Source organism: Pseudotenacibaculum haliotis, assembly GCF_042684245.1.
GTDB classification, from domain to species: domain Bacteria; phylum Bacteroidota; class Bacteroidia; order Flavobacteriales; family Flavobacteriaceae; genus Polaribacter; species Polaribacter haliotis_A.
Genome location: NZ_JBHULH010000001.1, coordinates 570,278 through 584,279 on the forward strand (window position 1 = coordinate 570,278; position 14,002 = coordinate 584,279).

Genomic DNA, 14,002 nt, shown 5'->3' on the forward strand with positions numbered 1-14,002 from the left:
AAATTTATTTGAGTATATGAGTAAATATAAAAAAAAGGGATAAACGTTTTGTTTATCCCTTTTTATATGTTTGAATGTAACCATTCTATTCTTCAGATTTTTCTTCTGTTGGTGTCTCAACTGTTTCAGTTGCTTGCTCAGCAGCAGCCTCAGTTTTCTTTCTTCTACTTCTACGAGTAGATTTTTTAGCTTTCTGACCTTTTGGACTGTATAGCTCGTTGTAATCTACCAATTCAATCATCGCCATTGGAGCGTTATCTCCTAAACGATTTCCTAATTTGATGATACGAACGTATCCTCCTGGTCTGTCACCAACTTTTACAGAGATCTCTTTGAATAATTCTGTAACAGCATATTTGTTTCTTAGATAGCTAAATACAACTCTTCTGTTGTGTGTAGTATCTTCTTTTGATTTTGTAATCAAAGGCTCTACAAACTTACGCAATGCTTTTGCTTTTGCTTCAGTTGTATTAATACGCTTGTGCTCGATTAAAGAACAAGCCATATTTGCTAACATCGCTTTTCTGTGCGCTGTTTTTCTTCCTAAATGATTAAACTTTTTTCCGTGTCTCATGACCGATGTTTTTTAGCTCCCATCTTGCTTCTATCCTTTTAAGGAGAGCAAAATATGGAAGGGTTAATCTAATTAATCTCTATCTAATTTATATTTGCTTAAGTCCATTCCGAAATTCAATCCTTTTACGTTTACTAGTTCTTCTAGCTCAGTTAAAGATTTCTTACCGAAGTTTCTGAACTTCATTAAGTCACTTTTATTGAATGATACTAAGTCTCCTAAAGTATCCACTTCTGCTGCTTTTAAACAGTTAAGTGCTCTTACAGAAAGATCCATATCAATCAATCTTGTTTTTAACAATTGACGCATGTGTAATGATTCTTCATCATACGTTTCAGTTTGAGCGATCTCATCAGCCTCTAAAGTAATTCTCTCATCAGAGAATAACATGAAGTGGTGAATTAAGATTTTAGCTGCTTCTGTTAACGCATCTTTTGGATTGATAGAACCATCAGTATCGATATCGAAAACCAACTTCTCGTAGTCAGTCTTTTGCTCTACACGGAAGTTTTCGATTGCATACTTTACATTCTTAATTGGTGTATAAATAGAATCTGTAAAGATAGTTCCGATTGGAGCTCCTGCTTTTTTGTTCTCTTCAGCTGGAACGAAACCTCTACCTTTTTCAATAGTTAACTCCATATTTAATTTTACAGAGCTATCCATGTTACAGATTACTAATTCTGGATTTAATACTTGGAATCCTGAAATGAACTTCTGTAAATCACCAGCAGTTAATTGCTCCTGACCAGAAATTGCAATAGATACAGTTTCTCTGTCAGATTCTTCGATCTGCTTCTTAAAACGAACTTGTTTTAAGTTTAAGATGATTTCAGTTACGTCTTCTACGATTCCTTTGATCGTAGAAAATTCGTGTTCTACTCCATCAATTCTCAAGGAAGTAATCGCGAAACCTTCTAAAGAAGAAAGTAATACTCTTCTTAAAGCATTTCCTACTGTTAAACCAAATCCTGGTTCTAAAGGTCTAAACTCAAATCTTCCAGAAAAATCTGTAGATTCGATCATGATTACTTTGTCGGGCTTTTGAAAATTTAAAATTGCCATATTTTATGTTCTTCGTTTTAATTGTTATTTGGTTGCGCGGTTTATAAGTGTGAAGAAATACGAATAAACCCTTTGGCCAAATCCCAATGTGATTAATTTATTACTTAGAGTACAATTCTACGATTAATTGCTCTTTGATGTTTTCTGGAATCTGTAATCTTGCTGGTACTTTTACAAAAGTTCCTTCTTTCTTATCAGAGTTCCAAGTCAACCATTCGTAAACTGAACTGTTAGACGCTAATGAATTTTCAATAGCTTGTAATGATTTTGATTTTTCTCTTACGGCAACAACATCACCTTCTCTTAATGAGTATGAAGGAATGTTTACGATCTCTCCATTCACTGTGATGTGTCTGTGAGAAACTAATTGACGTGCACCTCTTCTAGAGTTTGCAATACCTAAACGGTATACAACGTTATCTAAACGAGACTCACATAATTGTAATAATACCTCACCGGTAATTCCTTTAGAACGAGAAGCTTTTTTAAATAAGTTACTGAACTGACGCTCTAAAATACCGTAAGTGTATTTTGCTTTTTGCTTTTCCATTAATTGGACAGCGTATTCAGATTTCTTACCTCTTCTCTTTCCGTTACCGTGTTGTCCCGGAGGGTAGTTTCTTTTTTCGAAGTTCTTGTCTTCTCCAAAAATTGCCTCGCCAAATTTACGAGCAATCTTAGTTTTTGGTCCTGTATATCTTGCCATTTCTTGTTTGTTATGATAGGGATTATGAATTCAGGCTTATATCCTTCGATAATCTGATTCCTATCGATTAAAATTTAATTATACACGTCTTCTTTTAGGTGGACGACAACCGTTGTGTGGGATTGGAGTTACGTCGATGATCTCTGTAACTTCAATTCCGTTATTGTGAATAGATCTGATAGCAGATTCTCTACCATTTCCAGGTCCTTTCACATATACTTTTACTTTACGTAAACCTGCTTCGTGAGCAACTTTTGCACAGTCTTCTGCTGCTAATTGAGCTGCATAAGGAGTGTTCTTTTTAGAACCTCTAAAGCCCATTTTTCCTGCTGATGACCATGAGATTACATCACCTTTCTTATTTGTTAAAGAAATAATGATGTTATTGAAAGAAGCTGTTACATGTGCTTCTCCAATAGACTCAACGATAACTTTACGTTTTTTTGAACTTGATTTTGCCATAATAATTTGGTTTTAGCAATAGCTGACTAGTAAATTGTGTTGAAAAACACGGCACACTAGAAGCATAAAGCTATTTGTAACTTATTTTTTCTTGTTAGCTACTGTTTTTCTCTTACCTTTTCTTGTTCTAGAATTGTTCTTAGTTCTTTGACCTCTTAAAGGAAGACCAATTCTATGACGAATTCCTCTCTGACATCCAATATCCATCAAACGTTTGATGTTTAATTGAACTTCAGAACGTAATTCACCTTCGATAGTGTAAGTTCCTACTTGCTCTCTAATTGCAGCGATTTGAGCGTCAGTCCAATCTTTAACTTTGATGCTCTCGTCTACTTTTGCATTAGCTAAAACTTCTTTAGCTCTACTTTTTCCTATACCAAAGATGTAAGTTAAAGCAATAACTCCTCTTTTGTTCTTTGGAATATCTATACCTGCTATTCTTGCCATTACCCTTGTCTTTGTTTAAATCTAGGATTCTGTTTGTTAATTACATATAATCTACCTTTTCTGCGTACAATTTTGCAGTCGGCACTTCTTTTCTTAATTGATGCTCTTACTTTCATCAGTTCTAATTTTTAATATCTGTAAGTAATTCTAGCTTTTGTTAAATCGTAAGGACTCATTTCTAACTTTACCTTATCTCCTGGTAATAATTTGATATAGTGCATACGCATCTTACCTGAAATATGAGCCGTTACAATATGTCCATTTTCTAATTCTACACGAAACATCGCATTTGATAATGCTTCTGTAATTGTTCCGTCTTGTTGAATTGCTGGTTGTTTCGCCATGATTACTTTGATGATGATTTTCTATTACTAGTTCCCGTTTTCATTAAACTATCGTAGTGACGGTTTAACAAATACGAATTGACTTGTTGAATGGTATCGATTGCAACTCCTACCATAATAATTAATGACGTACCTCCGTAGAACAATGCCCAGCTTTGTTGTACTCCAAACTGAACAACGATTGCAGGAAGTATTGACAATCCCGCCAAGAATAAAGATCCTGGAAATGTAATTCTAGATAGTACAGAATCTAAACGATCTGCTGTATCTTTTCCTGGTCTGATTCCTGGAATAAATCCACCACTTCTTTTTAAATCCTCTGCCATTTTATTGGTAGGAATAGTAATAGCGGTGTAGAAAAAGCTGAATATGATAATTAACACAGCGAACAGTACATTGTACCAAAGTCCGTTGATGTCTTGTAATTCAGCTAATGCTGGATACTTTCTTCCAATATACGCCGGTAAGAACATAATTGCTTGTGCAAAGATGATCGGCATCACACCGGCAGCATTTAATTTTAATGGAATATATTCTCTTGATCCAGCTACATTTTGAATGTTTCCTGCTACAGTTCTCCTTGCGTATTGAACGGCAATTTTTCGAACCGCAGTAACCAGATATACACTCAATAAAATCACTACAAACCAAACAATAATTTCAATAAGGATCATCATGATTCCTCCTGCTCCTGCATTGGTTGTTTTAGCAACAAATTCTTGCAAGAAAGCTGCTGGGAAATTAGCAATGATACCAACGGTAATTAATAATGAGATTCCATTACCAACTCCTTTGTCGGTGATACGCTCACCCAACCACATTGCAAAAATTGTTCCTGCAGTTAACAAGATCATTGATGAAATCCAGAATGTAGCACCTCCTACTAGGAATGCTTCTTCTGGTAAACCAAACTGAGTCTTAATTGCTGTGATATAAGTAGGTCCTTGTACCATTGTAATTAAGATCGTTAACCATCTTGTGATTTGTGTAATCTTCTTTCTACCACTCTCTCCATCTTTTTGTAGTTTTTGTAAATATGGAACCGCAATTCCCATTAACTGAACTACAATCGATGCAGAAATGTAAGGCATAATTCCTAGTGCCATAATTGATGCTCTAGAAAATGCTCCTCCCGTAAATGCGTTTAATAATCCCAAAAGACCTCCAGAGGTACCTTCTTTTAATGCTGCTAATTGTAATGGATCTATACCAGGTAATGGTACACCTGCCATGAAACGATATACAGCAATTAAACCAAGGGTTAGAAGAATTTTATTCTTTAATTCTTCAATTTTCCAGATATCTTTTAACGTATTTATAAAGTTCATCATTTATAGGGATCTTATAAGGTAACGGCTTCACCTCCAGCAGCTTCAATCGCTGCTTTCGCTGTAGCAGTAAATTTATGTACAGTTATGTTTAATTTTGCTTTTAACTCACCGCGACCTAAAATTTTCACTAGGTCATTCTTCCCTGCCAATCTATTTGCTATTAAAACGTCTAAATCAACTGTATCTTTAATCTTTCCGTTATCTACTAAAGTTTGTAATCTATCTAAGTTGATTCCAACGTACTCTTTACGATTTACGTTTTTGAAACCAAACTTAGGCACTCTTCTTTGAAGTGGCATTTGCCCTCCTTCAAATCCAACCTTTCTTGAATAACCTGAACGAGATTTAGCACCTTTGTGACCTCTGGTAGCGGTACCACCTTTACCAGAACCTTCACCTCTTGCGATTCTTTTACCTGCTTTTACAGATCCTTCTGCTGGTTTTAAGTTATGTAAACTCATTTCTAATATCTTGTATTAAATTTCTTCTACAGAAATTAAATGTTTAACCTTATTTACCATACCAAGAATCTGCGGAGTAGCTTCGTGCTCCACTACTTGGTTCATCTTACGTAAACCTAATGCCTCTAAAGTTCTTTTCTGATTTTGAAGGCGTCCGATTTTACTCTTTACTTGTGTAACTCTAATTTTTGCCATCGTCTTAGATTTATCCGTTAAATACTTTCTCTAAAGAAATTCCTCTTTGCTTAGCAATAGTAGCAGCACTTCTCAATTGTAATAAAGCATCGAAAGTTGCTTTTACTACATTGTGAGGGTTTGAGGATCCTTGAGATTTAGATAATACATCGTGAATTCCTACAGACTCTAATACCGCACGTACAGCTCCACCGGCAATTACCCCGGTACCATTTGATGCAGGCTTGATAAATACTCTAGCTCCACCAAATTTTCCTTTTTGTTCGTGAGGTAATGTTCCGTTTAAGATTGGAATTCTTACCAAGTTCTTCTTTGCATCTTCTACTGCTTTTGCAATTGCAGAAGAAACATCTTTTGACTTTCCTAATCCGTGACCAACTACTCCGTTACCATCTCCAACAACAACAATAGCAGAGAAACCAAATGCTCTACCTCCTTTAGTTACTTTGGTAACACGTTGTACACCTACAAGTCTATCAACAAGCTCTAATCCGCTTGGTTTAACTCTTTCTACGTTTTTATATTTGTGATACATAATAGACTTCTTAAAATTTTAAACCAGCTTCTCTAGCAGCATCTGCTAAAGTTTTAACTCTACCGTGGTATAAGTAACCGTTTCTATCGAAAGCAACAGTTTCTACTCCAGCACTCGCTCCTTTTTCAGCGATTGCTTTTCCAACAGCAGCAGCAGCTTCTTGTTTTGTACTTGCTTTAATATCTCTTGATGAAACAGCAGCAATTGTTACTCCGTTTACATCGTCTACTAATTGAGCATAAATTTCTTTGTTACTTCTAAACACAGATAATCTTGGTTTAGTAGCTGTTCCAGAAATGATTTTTCTGATTCTATGCTTAATTCTTTGTCTTCTTTCAAGCTTTGATAATGCCATAACTCTATAAATTATGCAGATTTACCTGCTTTTCTTCTAATTTGTTCTCCTACAAACTTCACTCCTTTTCCTTTGTAAGGCTCTGGCTTACGGAACGAACGAATCTTAGCCGCTACTTGTCCTACCAACTGCTTATCATGAGAAGTAAGTTTTACGATTGGGTTTTTCCCTTTTTCAGAAATTGTTTCTACTTTAACTTCTGGTGCTAACTCGATAACGATGTTATGTGAAAAACCTAAAGCCAAATCAAGTTTTTGACCTTGATTAGAAGCTCTGTAACCTACACCCACCAATTCTAATTCTTTGGTGTATCCTTTGCTCACACCTTCCACCATGTTGTTGATCAATGATCTGTACAACCCGTGTTGTGCTCTGTGTGGCTTACTATCAGAAGCTCTTTCTACGGTAATAGTACCGTCTTCGATCTTCAATGAAACTGCATCTGAAAATTCTTGAGATAATTCTCCTAATTTTCCTTTTACAGTTATTACGTTATCGTTTACATTAACTTCCACACCTTGTGGGATGCTAATTGGGTTATTTCCTATTCTACTCATCTCAACAACATTTTAGTAAACGTAACACAATACTTCTCCTCCAACATTCTCTTGGCGTGCCTTCTTGTTAGTCATCACACCTTTAGAAGTTGAAACAATAGCAATTCCAAGTCCGTTTAATACTCTAGGCATTTCTTTTGCGCTAACGTACTTACGTAAACCTGGTGTACTGATTCTTTGAATCTTTCTAATTACGGACTCTTTTGTGTCTCGGTCATATTTTAAAGCGATCTTGATCGTACCTTGTACGTTGTTATCATTGAACTGATAGCTTAAAATATACCCTTGATCAAACAAAATTTTCGTCATTTCCTTCTTCAAATTTGAAGCTGGAATCTCAACGACTCTGTGTCCTGCAGAGATCGAATTTCTAACTCTTGTTAGAAAATCCGCGATTGGATCTGTATACATTATTCAAAATTTGCGGTTTTGGTTTTTAATAATCTCTATTGTTCCTACAGATTTTTCTGTGATTATTAAACCTGAAACCAATTAATATTCTGTTATACTCAAAAAAATAGAGCGTGCAAAAATACACATTCTATTTTTATTTTTGAGGTTTTATTCTGATTTCTACCAACTTGCTTTTTTCACACCTGGTATCAATCCTTGATTTGCCATCTCACGGAAAGTCACACGAGAAATTCCAAATTGACGCATATACCCTTTTGGTCTTCCTGTTAGCTTACATCTATTGTGCATTCTAATTGGAGAAGCGTTCTTTGGTAATTTTTGTAAACCTTCATAGTCTCCAGCTTCTTTTAAAGCTTTTCTCTTTTCGGCATACTTAGCTACCATTTTAGCTCTTTTTACCTCACGGGCTTTCATTGATTCTTTAGCCATCTCTTAATTTTTTTTGAATGGTAAACCTAATTCTTCTAATAATGACTTTGCTTCTTTATCAGTAGCAGCAGATGTTACAAATGTAATATCCATACCATTGATTTTCTTCACTTGGTCAATATTGATCTCTGGATAGATAATTTGTTCAGTAATTCCTAAATTGTAATTACCTCTACCATCAAATCCATTAGCTTTGATTCCGTTAAAGTCTCTTACACGTGGTAAAGAAGCTGTAATCAAACGATCTAAGAACTCATACATTTTATCTCCTCTTAACGTAACTTTTGCTCCAATTGGCATTCCTTTACGTAATTTGAAAGATGCAACGTCTTTCTTAGAAATTGTAGCTATAGCTTTTTGACCTGTAATAGTAGTCAACTCTTCAATAGCGTAATCAATTAATTTCTTATCAGCGATAGCAGCACCAACACCTTTACTTACTACAATTTTCTGTAGTTTAGGCACTTGCATTACATTGCTATAGCTATACTCATCGGTAAGAGCTTTTACAACTCTTTCCTTATATTCTGCTTTTAATCTTGGTACGTAACTCATGATTATATCGCGTTTTTAGTTTTTTTAGAAATACGAGTTTTCGTATCTCCTTCAACCTTATATCCTACTCTTACAGCTTCTCCGTTCTCTACCAAACCTAAGTTTGAAATATGGATAGAAGCTTCTTTCTTTACAATTCCTCCTTGAGGATTCTGAGCGTTTGGTTTTGTGTGCTTAGAAACTAAGTTTACACCTTCTACAACTGCTCTGTTTCTATCTCTAAGGATTTGTAAAACCTTTCCTTCAGATCCTTTGTTATCTCCTGCGATTACTTTAACAGTATCTCCAACTTTGATTTTAAACTTTGTCATCATCTATACTTTTTAAAGCACTTCAGGTGCTAATGATACTATTTTCATAAATTGCTTCTCACGTAATTCACGAGCAACAGGACCAAATACACGAGTTCCTCTCATTTCCTCTGCAGGGTTTAAAAGCACACATGCATTGTCATCAAATCTGATATATGATCCGTCTTTACGACGTACTTCTTTCTTTGTACGAACAACTACGGCTCTAGATACTTGACCTTTCTTTACGGTTCCGTTTGGAGTTGCAGCTTTTACTGTAACTACAATCTTGTCTCCTACGCTAGCATAACGTTTTTTAGTTCCACCTAAAACTCTAATCACTAAAACTTCTTTTGCTCCAGTGTTGTCTGCTACTTTTAATCTTGATTCTGTCTGTAACATATTATTTAGCTCTTTCTAGGATTTCTACTAATCTCCAACGCTTAGATTTACTCATAGGTCTTGTTTCCATGATCCTAACAGTATCTCCTTCGTTGCAATCATTCTTTTCGTCATGAGCAACGTACTTTTTCGTCTTCAATACGAACTTTCCGTACATTGGGTGTTTTACTCTCTTTACCTCTGAAACAACAATAGATTTCTCCATTTTGTTGCTAGAAACAACACCTATTCTTTCTTTTCTAAGATTTCTATTTTCCATCTTTAAAACTGACTTAGAATTATTGTAATTCTCTTTTGGTTAATTCTGTTGCAAGTCTTGCTACAGTTCTTCTTAAGCTTCTTAACTGCAAAGGGTTTTCCAATGGAGTTATGGCGTGAGCCATCTTAAGATCAGTATAATTTTTTTGCAACGCTCCAAGCTTATCTTGTAAATCAGCCGTTGATAATTCTTTAATTTCTGATTGTTTCATATCTTTTAGAATTAAGCGTTATAATCAAAATCTCTTGCAATCACAAACTTCGTTTTTACCGGAAGTTTTTGTGCAGCTAAACGTAAAGCCTCTTTTGCTACTTCCATTGGTACTCCACCAACTTCAAACAAAATTCTACCTGGTTTTACAACAGCTACAAAATGATCTGGTGCTCCTTTTCCTTTACCCATACGTACCTCTAAAGGTTTCTTAGTAATTGGTTTGTCTGGGAAAATTTTGATCCAAAGTTGCCCCTCTCTTTTCATATAACGAGTTGCCGCGATACGAGCTGCTTCAATCTGACGAGAAGTTAATAGGTTTTGATCTAGAGATTTGATTCCGAACATTCCATTAGAAAGTTGGTTTCCTCTTCCAGAAATACCTTTCATATTTCCTTTCGCCTTCTGTACCTTACGGTATTTTACTCTTTTTGGCTGTAACATCTTTTAATTTCTAATTTTTAAAAATTATTTTCTTCTACGAGGTTGACGTTTGTTGTTACCTCCTTTGTTTCCACCTTGTTTCTTAGACAAGCCAACTAATGGAGATAATTCTCTTTTCCCATAAACCTCACCTTTCATGATCCATACTTTCACACCGATTCTTCCGTATGTTGTATGAGCCTCAACAAGTGCATAGTCAATATCTGCTCTAAAAGTAGATAAAGGAATACGTCCTTCTTTATAGTGCTCTGAACGCGCCATTTCAGCTCCGTTCAAACGACCAGAAATCTGTACTTTAATTCCTTCTGCATTCATTCTTATAGAAGCAGCAATTGCCATCTTAATTGCTCTCTTGTAAGAAATTCTATTTTCGATTTGACGAGCAATACTCGCAGCAACCAACTTGGCATCTAGTTCTGGACGCTTGATTTCGAAAATATTGATTTGAACTTCTTTCCCTGTGATCTTCTTAAGCTCTTCTTTTAACTTGTCTACCTCTTGACCTCCTTTACCAATGATGATACCCGGACGTGCAGTAGTGATAGTAACGGTTACAAGTTTTAAAGTACGCTCAATGATTACACGAGATACACTTGCTTTAGATAATCTAGCATTTACATACTTTCTTATCTTATCATCTTCAGCGATTTTATCACCGTAGTTCTTTCCTCCATACCAGTTAGATTCCCATCCTCTGATAATTCCTAAACGATTTCCTATTGGATTAGTTTTTTGTCCCATTTCTACTAGTGATTAATTACTGATATTTTTTGCACCTAACTCTAAAGTAACGTGATTAGATCTCTTACGAATTCTGTGAGCACGTCCTTGTGGAGCTGGTCTTAATCTTTTTAACATTCCTGCGCTATCTACACAGATAGATTTTACGAACAATCCAGCATCTTCGATACTAGCATCCTCATTCTTAGCTTGCCAGTTTGCAATTGCAGACAATAACAATTTCTCTAAGTTTCTTGATGCTTCTTTTGGACTGAACTTTAAGATTTGTAAAGCTTTTTCAACCTCTACTCCTCTAACCTGATCTGCTACCAAACGCATTTTTCTCGGTGACGTAGGACAGTTAGTAAGCTTTGCAAATGCTCTTTGCTTCTTAGCTTCTTTTAACTGTTGTGCCATGTTGTGTTTACGACTTCCCATAATATCCTACTTATTTTTTTCCTTTGTTTTTTGCACCAGCATGTCCTCTAAATGAACGAGTTGGTGAAAATTCGCCTAACTTATGACCTACCATATTCTCAGTTACATAAACAGGTACGAATTGACGTCCGTTATGTACTGCGATTGTTTGTCCAACGAAATCTGGAGTAATCATACTTGCTCTTGACCAAGTTTTGATTACTGATTTGTTTCCTGACTCTACGTTAGCCAAAACTTTTCTTTCTAACTTATAGTGAACGTATGGTCCCTTTTTTAATGATCTTGCCATGACTTATTATTTCTTTCTACGTTCTATAATATATTTATTACTCGCTTTGGTCTTAGATCTTGTCTTATATCCTTTTGCAGGGATACCGTTTCTAGATCTTGGGTGACCTCCTGAAGAACGTCCTTCACCACCTCCCATTGGGTGATCAACTGGGTTCATTCTAACTGCATTTGTTCTTGGTCTTCTACCTAACCATCTGCTTCTACCAGCTTTACCTGAAACAAGTAATTGGTGATCTGAGTTAGATACAACCCCAATTGTTGCCATACAAGTCAACAAGATCAATCTTGTTTCGCCAGAAGGTAACTTTACAGTTGCATATTTACCATCTCTTGCCATTAATTGAGCAAATGATCCAGCTGAACGAGCCATAACAGCTCCTTGCCCCGGACGTAACTCAATACAAGAAATTGTAGTTCCTAAAGGAATTTCACTTAAAGGCATCGTATTTCCGATCTCTGGAGCAACTCCAGTTCCTGATACGATTGTCTGACCTACTTTTAATCCGTTTTGTGCAATCACATAACGCTTTTCACCATCAGTGTAAACTACCAATGCAATAAATGCTGTACGGTTTGGATCGTACTCAATAGTTTTTACTGTTGCAGGAACACCGGTCTTATCTCTTTTAAAATCGATAATACGGTATTTTTGTTTATGACCTCCACCGATGTTACGGGTAGTCATTCTTCCCTGATTGTTTCGACCTCCAGATCTTTTTTTCGGAGCTAATAAACTTTTCTCCGGCTTGTCAGTTGTAATGGTGTCGAACCCATTTACAACTCTAAAACGCTGACCTGGTGTTATTGGTTTTAATTTTCTAACTGACATTTCGTCTTTTCTTAAAGATTGTTATAAAAATCAATACTTTCTCCTTCTGCTAACTGTACGATAGCTTTCTTATAACCACTCTTAGTTCCAGTTACCAAACCTTTTTTAGTGTATTTGGTATTTCTAGAAACTGGGTAGTTCATAGTTTTTACGCTCTCGATTGATACTCCGTAAGCTGATTCTACAGCATCCTTAATATCAATTTTGTTAGCTCTTTTATCTACAACAAATGCATAGCGGTTAAATAACTCACTATCATTTGTAGCTTTTTCCGTAATAATAGGTTTAATTAAAATACTCATCCCTATTTGCTTAAATTGTTCTTAATTCCTTCTAAAGAGCTCTCAGTAATCACAACTTTATTTGCATTTAAAATACCGTAAGTACTTAATTCTGAGCTATTTACAACTTTAGAGCTTTCTAAATTGCGCGACGACAAATATACGTTATTATTTGACTCACCCAACACAAACAATGACTTTTTAGAATCTAAGTCTAAAGCTTTCAATACGTTAACAAAGCTTTTTGTCTTCGGCGCATCGAAACTAAAGTCTTCTACGATTACTAAATTGTTGTCTTTTGCTTGAATACTTAAAGCTGATTTACGAGCTAAACGCTTTAAGTTTTTGTTCAACTTGAAAGAATAATTTCTTGGTCTTGGTCCGAAAATACGTCCTCCACCTCTAAACACAGGAGACTTGATGCTTCCCGCACGAGCAGTACCAGTTCCTTTTTGTTTTTTGATCTTTCTTGTACTACCAGTAATCTCACCTCTTTCTTTAGACTTGTGAGTTCCTTGTCTTTGATTAGCCAAGTACTGTTTTACGTCTAAATAGATAGCGTGATCATTAGGCTCTATTCCGAATACTTCAGCAGAAAGTTCAACTTTTCTACCAGTATCTTTTCCATTAATGTCTAAAACTGCTACTTTCATTATTTCTGAATAGTTATGTAAGAGTTTTTGTGACCAGGAACTGCTCCTTTTACAACAAGTAAGTTCTTTTCTGGAACTACTTTTAATACTCTTAAGTTTTGAACCTTCACTTTTTCACCACCCATTCTTCCTGCCATTCGCATTCCTTTGAATACTCTTGCAGGGTAAGAAGCGGCACCAATAGAACCAGGAGCTCTTAAACGGTTATGTTGACCGTGAGTAGCTTGTCCAACTCCGGCAAAACCGTGGCGTTTTACAACTCCTTGGAATCCTTTTCCTTTAGAAATACCCGATACATCAACGAACTCTCCTTCTTCGAAGTGTTCTACTGTAATTGAGTCTCCTAATTTGTACTCTTCTTCAAATCCTTGGAACTCAACGACTTTTCTTTTAGCAGTTGTACCAGCTTTCTTAAAGTGGCCGTCTAACGCTTTGTTAGAACTCTTTGCTTTTTTGTCATCGAAACCAAGTTGTAACGCATTGTATCCGTCAACCTCTTCGGTTCTGACTTGGGTTACAACGCATGGACCTGCTTCGATTACTGTACATGGAATGTTCTTTCCATTTTCATCAAATAAGCTGGTCATTCCGATTTTTCTTCCTATTAACCCAGACATGTTTAATTAATTATTAATTGTTTACTTATTTATTTTTCCTTTGGATCTGTTTCAAAAAAACAGGGTCAAAATACTTTCTAACCCTGAATGTATTTTTACCGTCTTTCCTTCGCGAAACCCTCCGGACATGTTACCTCA

The 14,002-nt window shown here is 35.8% G+C and carries 28 protein-coding genes; all 28 read right to left on the bottom strand.

Annotated features, from left to right (window positions below; all coding sequences use genetic code 11):
- Positions 1-85: 85 nt before the first annotated feature.
- The 28 genes from rplQ to rplC all read right to left on the bottom strand — a co-directional run bounded on the left by rplQ (position 86) and on the right by rplC (position 13,864).
- Positions 86-574, bottom strand: a complete 489-nt coding sequence (gene rplQ, locus ACFSRZ_RS02800; RefSeq protein ID WP_379665003.1) for a 50S ribosomal protein L17 — start codon at positions 572-574, stop codon at positions 86-88.
- A gap of 72 nt (positions 575-646) precedes the next feature.
- On the bottom strand, positions 647-1,639 hold the full coding sequence (locus tag ACFSRZ_RS02805) for a DNA-directed RNA polymerase subunit alpha (protein ID WP_379665004.1): 993 nt from the start codon (positions 1,637-1,639) through the stop codon (positions 647-649).
- A gap of 100 nt (positions 1,640-1,739) precedes the next feature.
- Positions 1,740-2,345 carry a 30S ribosomal protein S4 gene (gene rpsD / locus ACFSRZ_RS02810; RefSeq protein WP_379665005.1) on the bottom strand — a complete coding sequence of 202 codons (606 nt, stop codon included), beginning with the start codon at positions 2,343-2,345 and terminating at the stop codon, positions 1,740-1,742.
- Positions 2,346-2,423: 78 nt separating this feature from the next.
- Positions 2,424-2,807, bottom strand: coding sequence for a 30S ribosomal protein S11 (rpsK, locus tag ACFSRZ_RS02815; RefSeq protein WP_379665006.1), 384 nt, complete (start codon positions 2,805-2,807; stop codon positions 2,424-2,426).
- 81 nt (positions 2,808-2,888) lie between these two features.
- Positions 2,889-3,254 carry a 30S ribosomal protein S13 gene (gene rpsM, locus ACFSRZ_RS02820; protein ID WP_379665007.1) on the bottom strand — a complete coding sequence of 122 codons (366 nt, stop codon included), beginning with the start codon at positions 3,252-3,254 and terminating at the stop codon, positions 2,889-2,891.
- On the bottom strand, positions 3,254-3,370 hold the full coding sequence (gene ykgO / locus ACFSRZ_RS02825; protein ID WP_072554239.1) for a type B 50S ribosomal protein L36: 117 nt from the start codon (positions 3,368-3,370) through the stop codon (positions 3,254-3,256). The genes rpsM and ykgO overlap by 1 nt, the downstream gene beginning before the upstream one ends.
- 12 nt (positions 3,371-3,382) lie before the next feature.
- Positions 3,383-3,598 (bottom strand): translation initiation factor IF-1, encoded by a 216-nt coding sequence (gene infA, locus ACFSRZ_RS02830; protein ID WP_068206835.1) that lies wholly within the window; start codon positions 3,596-3,598, stop codon positions 3,383-3,385.
- A gap of 2 nt (positions 3,599-3,600) precedes the next feature.
- Positions 3,601-4,926: a preprotein translocase subunit SecY gene (gene secY / locus ACFSRZ_RS02835; protein WP_379665500.1), complete on the bottom strand. Its 1,326-nt coding sequence runs from the start codon at positions 4,924-4,926 to the stop codon at positions 3,601-3,603.
- A gap of 14 nt (positions 4,927-4,940) precedes the next feature.
- Positions 4,941-5,390 (bottom strand): 50S ribosomal protein L15, encoded by a 450-nt coding sequence (gene rplO, locus ACFSRZ_RS02840; protein ID WP_379665008.1) that lies wholly within the window; start codon positions 5,388-5,390, stop codon positions 4,941-4,943.
- A gap of 15 nt (positions 5,391-5,405) precedes the next feature.
- Positions 5,406-5,585 carry a 50S ribosomal protein L30 gene (gene rpmD / locus ACFSRZ_RS02845; protein WP_379665009.1) on the bottom strand — a complete coding sequence of 60 codons (180 nt, stop codon included), beginning with the start codon at positions 5,583-5,585 and terminating at the stop codon, positions 5,406-5,408.
- A gap of 10 nt (positions 5,586-5,595) precedes the next feature.
- Positions 5,596-6,120 (bottom strand): 30S ribosomal protein S5, encoded by a 525-nt coding sequence (gene rpsE, locus ACFSRZ_RS02850; RefSeq protein ID WP_379665010.1) that lies wholly within the window; start codon positions 6,118-6,120, stop codon positions 5,596-5,598.
- Between the two features lie 10 nt (positions 6,121-6,130).
- The gene (gene rplR, locus ACFSRZ_RS02855) at positions 6,131-6,475 is read right to left on the bottom strand and encodes a 50S ribosomal protein L18 (RefSeq protein WP_379665011.1); all 345 of its coding nucleotides are present in this window, start codon (positions 6,473-6,475) and stop codon (positions 6,131-6,133) included.
- Between the two features lie 11 nt (positions 6,476-6,486).
- Positions 6,487-7,032: a 50S ribosomal protein L6 gene (gene rplF / locus ACFSRZ_RS02860; protein ID WP_379665012.1), complete on the bottom strand. Its 546-nt coding sequence runs from the start codon at positions 7,030-7,032 to the stop codon at positions 6,487-6,489.
- Between the two features lie 12 nt (positions 7,033-7,044).
- On the bottom strand, positions 7,045-7,443 hold the full coding sequence (gene rpsH, locus ACFSRZ_RS02865; RefSeq protein WP_379665013.1) for a 30S ribosomal protein S8: 399 nt from the start codon (positions 7,441-7,443) through the stop codon (positions 7,045-7,047).
- Between the two features lie 162 nt (positions 7,444-7,605).
- Positions 7,606-7,875, bottom strand: coding sequence for a 30S ribosomal protein S14 (rpsN, locus tag ACFSRZ_RS02870; RefSeq protein ID WP_349242019.1), 270 nt, complete (start codon positions 7,873-7,875; stop codon positions 7,606-7,608).
- 3 nt (positions 7,876-7,878) lie between these two features.
- A complete protein-coding gene (gene rplE, locus ACFSRZ_RS02875; protein WP_379665014.1) occupies positions 7,879-8,430 on the bottom strand; it encodes a 50S ribosomal protein L5 in 552 nt (183 codons plus the stop codon).
- A gap of 2 nt (positions 8,431-8,432) precedes the next feature.
- Complete coding sequence (gene rplX / locus ACFSRZ_RS02880; protein ID WP_379665015.1) at positions 8,433-8,741, bottom strand: 50S ribosomal protein L24; 309 nt, start codon at positions 8,739-8,741, stop codon at positions 8,433-8,435.
- 12 nt (positions 8,742-8,753) lie between these two features.
- Positions 8,754-9,122 carry a 50S ribosomal protein L14 gene (rplN, locus tag ACFSRZ_RS02885; RefSeq protein ID WP_349554463.1) on the bottom strand — a complete coding sequence of 123 codons (369 nt, stop codon included), beginning with the start codon at positions 9,120-9,122 and terminating at the stop codon, positions 8,754-8,756.
- A 1-nt stretch (position 9,123) separates the two neighbouring features.
- Complete coding sequence (rpsQ, locus tag ACFSRZ_RS02890) at positions 9,124-9,381, bottom strand: 30S ribosomal protein S17 (protein WP_349554462.1); 258 nt, start codon at positions 9,379-9,381, stop codon at positions 9,124-9,126.
- 19 nt (positions 9,382-9,400) lie between these two features.
- Positions 9,401-9,592, bottom strand: coding sequence for a 50S ribosomal protein L29 (rpmC, locus tag ACFSRZ_RS02895; RefSeq protein WP_379665016.1), 192 nt, complete (start codon positions 9,590-9,592; stop codon positions 9,401-9,403).
- A gap of 11 nt (positions 9,593-9,603) precedes the next feature.
- On the bottom strand, positions 9,604-10,035 hold the full coding sequence (rplP, locus tag ACFSRZ_RS02900) for a 50S ribosomal protein L16 (protein ID WP_379665017.1): 432 nt from the start codon (positions 10,033-10,035) through the stop codon (positions 9,604-9,606).
- 24 nt (positions 10,036-10,059) lie between these two features.
- The gene (gene rpsC, locus ACFSRZ_RS02905) at positions 10,060-10,776 is read right to left on the bottom strand and encodes a 30S ribosomal protein S3 (RefSeq protein WP_379665018.1); all 717 of its coding nucleotides are present in this window, start codon (positions 10,774-10,776) and stop codon (positions 10,060-10,062) included.
- A gap of 12 nt (positions 10,777-10,788) precedes the next feature.
- A complete protein-coding gene (rplV, locus tag ACFSRZ_RS02910) occupies positions 10,789-11,193 on the bottom strand; it encodes a 50S ribosomal protein L22 (RefSeq protein ID WP_349554458.1) in 405 nt (134 codons plus the stop codon).
- A 10-nt stretch (positions 11,194-11,203) separates the two neighbouring features.
- The gene (gene rpsS, locus ACFSRZ_RS02915; protein WP_288955405.1) at positions 11,204-11,482 is read right to left on the bottom strand and encodes a 30S ribosomal protein S19; all 279 of its coding nucleotides are present in this window, start codon (positions 11,480-11,482) and stop codon (positions 11,204-11,206) included.
- 6 nt (positions 11,483-11,488) lie between these two features.
- A complete protein-coding gene (rplB, locus tag ACFSRZ_RS02920; RefSeq protein WP_379665019.1) occupies positions 11,489-12,313 on the bottom strand; it encodes a 50S ribosomal protein L2 in 825 nt (274 codons plus the stop codon).
- A gap of 11 nt (positions 12,314-12,324) precedes the next feature.
- Positions 12,325-12,615 carry a 50S ribosomal protein L23 gene (gene rplW / locus ACFSRZ_RS02925; protein ID WP_379665020.1) on the bottom strand — a complete coding sequence of 97 codons (291 nt, stop codon included), beginning with the start codon at positions 12,613-12,615 and terminating at the stop codon, positions 12,325-12,327.
- Between the two features lie 2 nt (positions 12,616-12,617).
- On the bottom strand, positions 12,618-13,247 hold the full coding sequence (gene rplD, locus ACFSRZ_RS02930) for a 50S ribosomal protein L4 (RefSeq protein ID WP_379665021.1): 630 nt from the start codon (positions 13,245-13,247) through the stop codon (positions 12,618-12,620).
- The gene (rplC, locus tag ACFSRZ_RS02935; protein WP_379665022.1) at positions 13,247-13,864 is read right to left on the bottom strand and encodes a 50S ribosomal protein L3; all 618 of its coding nucleotides are present in this window, start codon (positions 13,862-13,864) and stop codon (positions 13,247-13,249) included. Before rplC ends, rplD begins: the two co-directional genes overlap by 1 nt.
- Positions 13,865-14,002 lie beyond the last annotated feature (138 nt).

Bases quoted from the DNA above. Each gene is read 5' to 3' on its own strand.
- rpsK (WP_379665006.1), bottom strand. From the start codon at position 2,807: ATGGCAAAATCAAGTTCAAAAAAACGTAAAGTTATCGTTGAGTCTATT.
- rpsD (WP_379665005.1), bottom strand. From the start codon at position 2,345: ATGGCAAGATATACAGGACCAAAAACTAAGATTGCTCGTAAATTTGGC.
- ACFSRZ_RS02805 (WP_379665004.1), bottom strand. From the start codon at position 1,639: ATGGCAATTTTAAATTTTCAAAAGCCCGACAAAGTAATCATGATCGAA.
- ykgO (WP_072554239.1), bottom strand. From the start codon at position 3,370: ATGAAAGTAAGAGCATCAATTAAGAAAAGAAGTGCCGACTGCAAAATT.
- rplE (WP_379665014.1), bottom strand. From the start codon at position 8,430: ATGAGTTACGTACCAAGATTAAAAGCAGAATATAAGGAAAGAGTTGTA.
- rplW (WP_379665020.1), bottom strand. From the start codon at position 12,615: ATGAGTATTTTAATTAAACCTATTATTACGGAAAAAGCTACAAATGAT.
- rpmC (WP_379665016.1), bottom strand. From the start codon at position 9,592: ATGAAACAATCAGAAATTAAAGAATTATCAACGGCTGATTTACAAGAT.
- rplC (WP_379665022.1), bottom strand. From the start codon at position 13,864: ATGTCTGGGTTAATAGGAAGAAAAATCGGAATGACCAGCTTATTTGAT.
- infA (WP_068206835.1), bottom strand. From the start codon at position 3,598: ATGGCGAAACAACCAGCAATTCAACAAGACGGAACAATTACAGAAGCA.
- rplP (WP_379665017.1), bottom strand. From the start codon at position 10,035: ATGTTACAGCCAAAAAGAGTAAAATACCGTAAGGTACAGAAGGCGAAA.
- rpsE (WP_379665010.1), bottom strand. From the start codon at position 6,120: ATGTATCACAAATATAAAAACGTAGAAAGAGTTAAACCAAGCGGATTA.
- rplV (WP_349554458.1), bottom strand. From the start codon at position 11,193: ATGGGAAGTCGTAAACACAACATGGCACAACAGTTAAAAGAAGCTAAG.
- secY (WP_379665500.1), bottom strand. From the start codon at position 4,926: ATGAACTTTATAAATACGTTAAAAGATATCTGGAAAATTGAAGAATTA.
- rpsM (WP_379665007.1), bottom strand. From the start codon at position 3,254: ATGGCAAGAATAGCAGGTATAGATATTCCAAAGAACAAAAGAGGAGTT.
- rplD (WP_379665021.1), bottom strand. From the start codon at position 13,247: ATGAAAGTAGCAGTTTTAGACATTAATGGAAAAGATACTGGTAGAAAA.
- rpsC (WP_379665018.1), bottom strand. From the start codon at position 10,776: ATGGGACAAAAAACTAATCCAATAGGAAATCGTTTAGGAATTATCAGA.
- rpsS (WP_288955405.1), bottom strand. From the start codon at position 11,482: ATGGCAAGATCATTAAAAAAGGGACCATACGTTCACTATAAGTTAGAA.
- rpmD (WP_379665009.1), bottom strand. From the start codon at position 5,585: ATGGCAAAAATTAGAGTTACACAAGTAAAGAGTAAAATCGGACGCCTT.
- rpsN (WP_349242019.1), bottom strand. From the start codon at position 7,875: ATGGCTAAAGAATCAATGAAAGCCCGTGAGGTAAAAAGAGCTAAAATG.
- rplR (WP_379665011.1), bottom strand. From the start codon at position 6,475: ATGGCATTATCAAAGCTTGAAAGAAGACAAAGAATTAAGCATAGAATC.
- rpsQ (WP_349554462.1), bottom strand. From the start codon at position 9,381: ATGGAAAATAGAAATCTTAGAAAAGAAAGAATAGGTGTTGTTTCTAGC.
- rpsH (WP_379665013.1), bottom strand. From the start codon at position 7,443: ATGTATACAGATCCAATCGCGGATTTTCTAACAAGAGTTAGAAATTCG.
- rplN (WP_349554463.1), bottom strand. From the start codon at position 9,122: ATGTTACAGACAGAATCAAGATTAAAAGTAGCAGACAACACTGGAGCA.
- rplX (WP_379665015.1), bottom strand. From the start codon at position 8,741: ATGACAAAGTTTAAAATCAAAGTTGGAGATACTGTTAAAGTAATCGCA.
- rplF (WP_379665012.1), bottom strand. From the start codon at position 7,032: ATGAGTAGAATAGGAAATAACCCAATTAGCATCCCACAAGGTGTGGAA.
- rplO (WP_379665008.1), bottom strand. From the start codon at position 5,390: ATGAGTTTACATAACTTAAAACCAGCAGAAGGATCTGTAAAAGCAGGT.
- rplQ (WP_379665003.1), bottom strand. From the start codon at position 574: ATGAGACACGGAAAAAAGTTTAATCATTTAGGAAGAAAAACAGCGCAC.
- rplB (WP_379665019.1), bottom strand. From the start codon at position 12,313: ATGTCAGTTAGAAAATTAAAACCAATAACACCAGGTCAGCGTTTTAGA.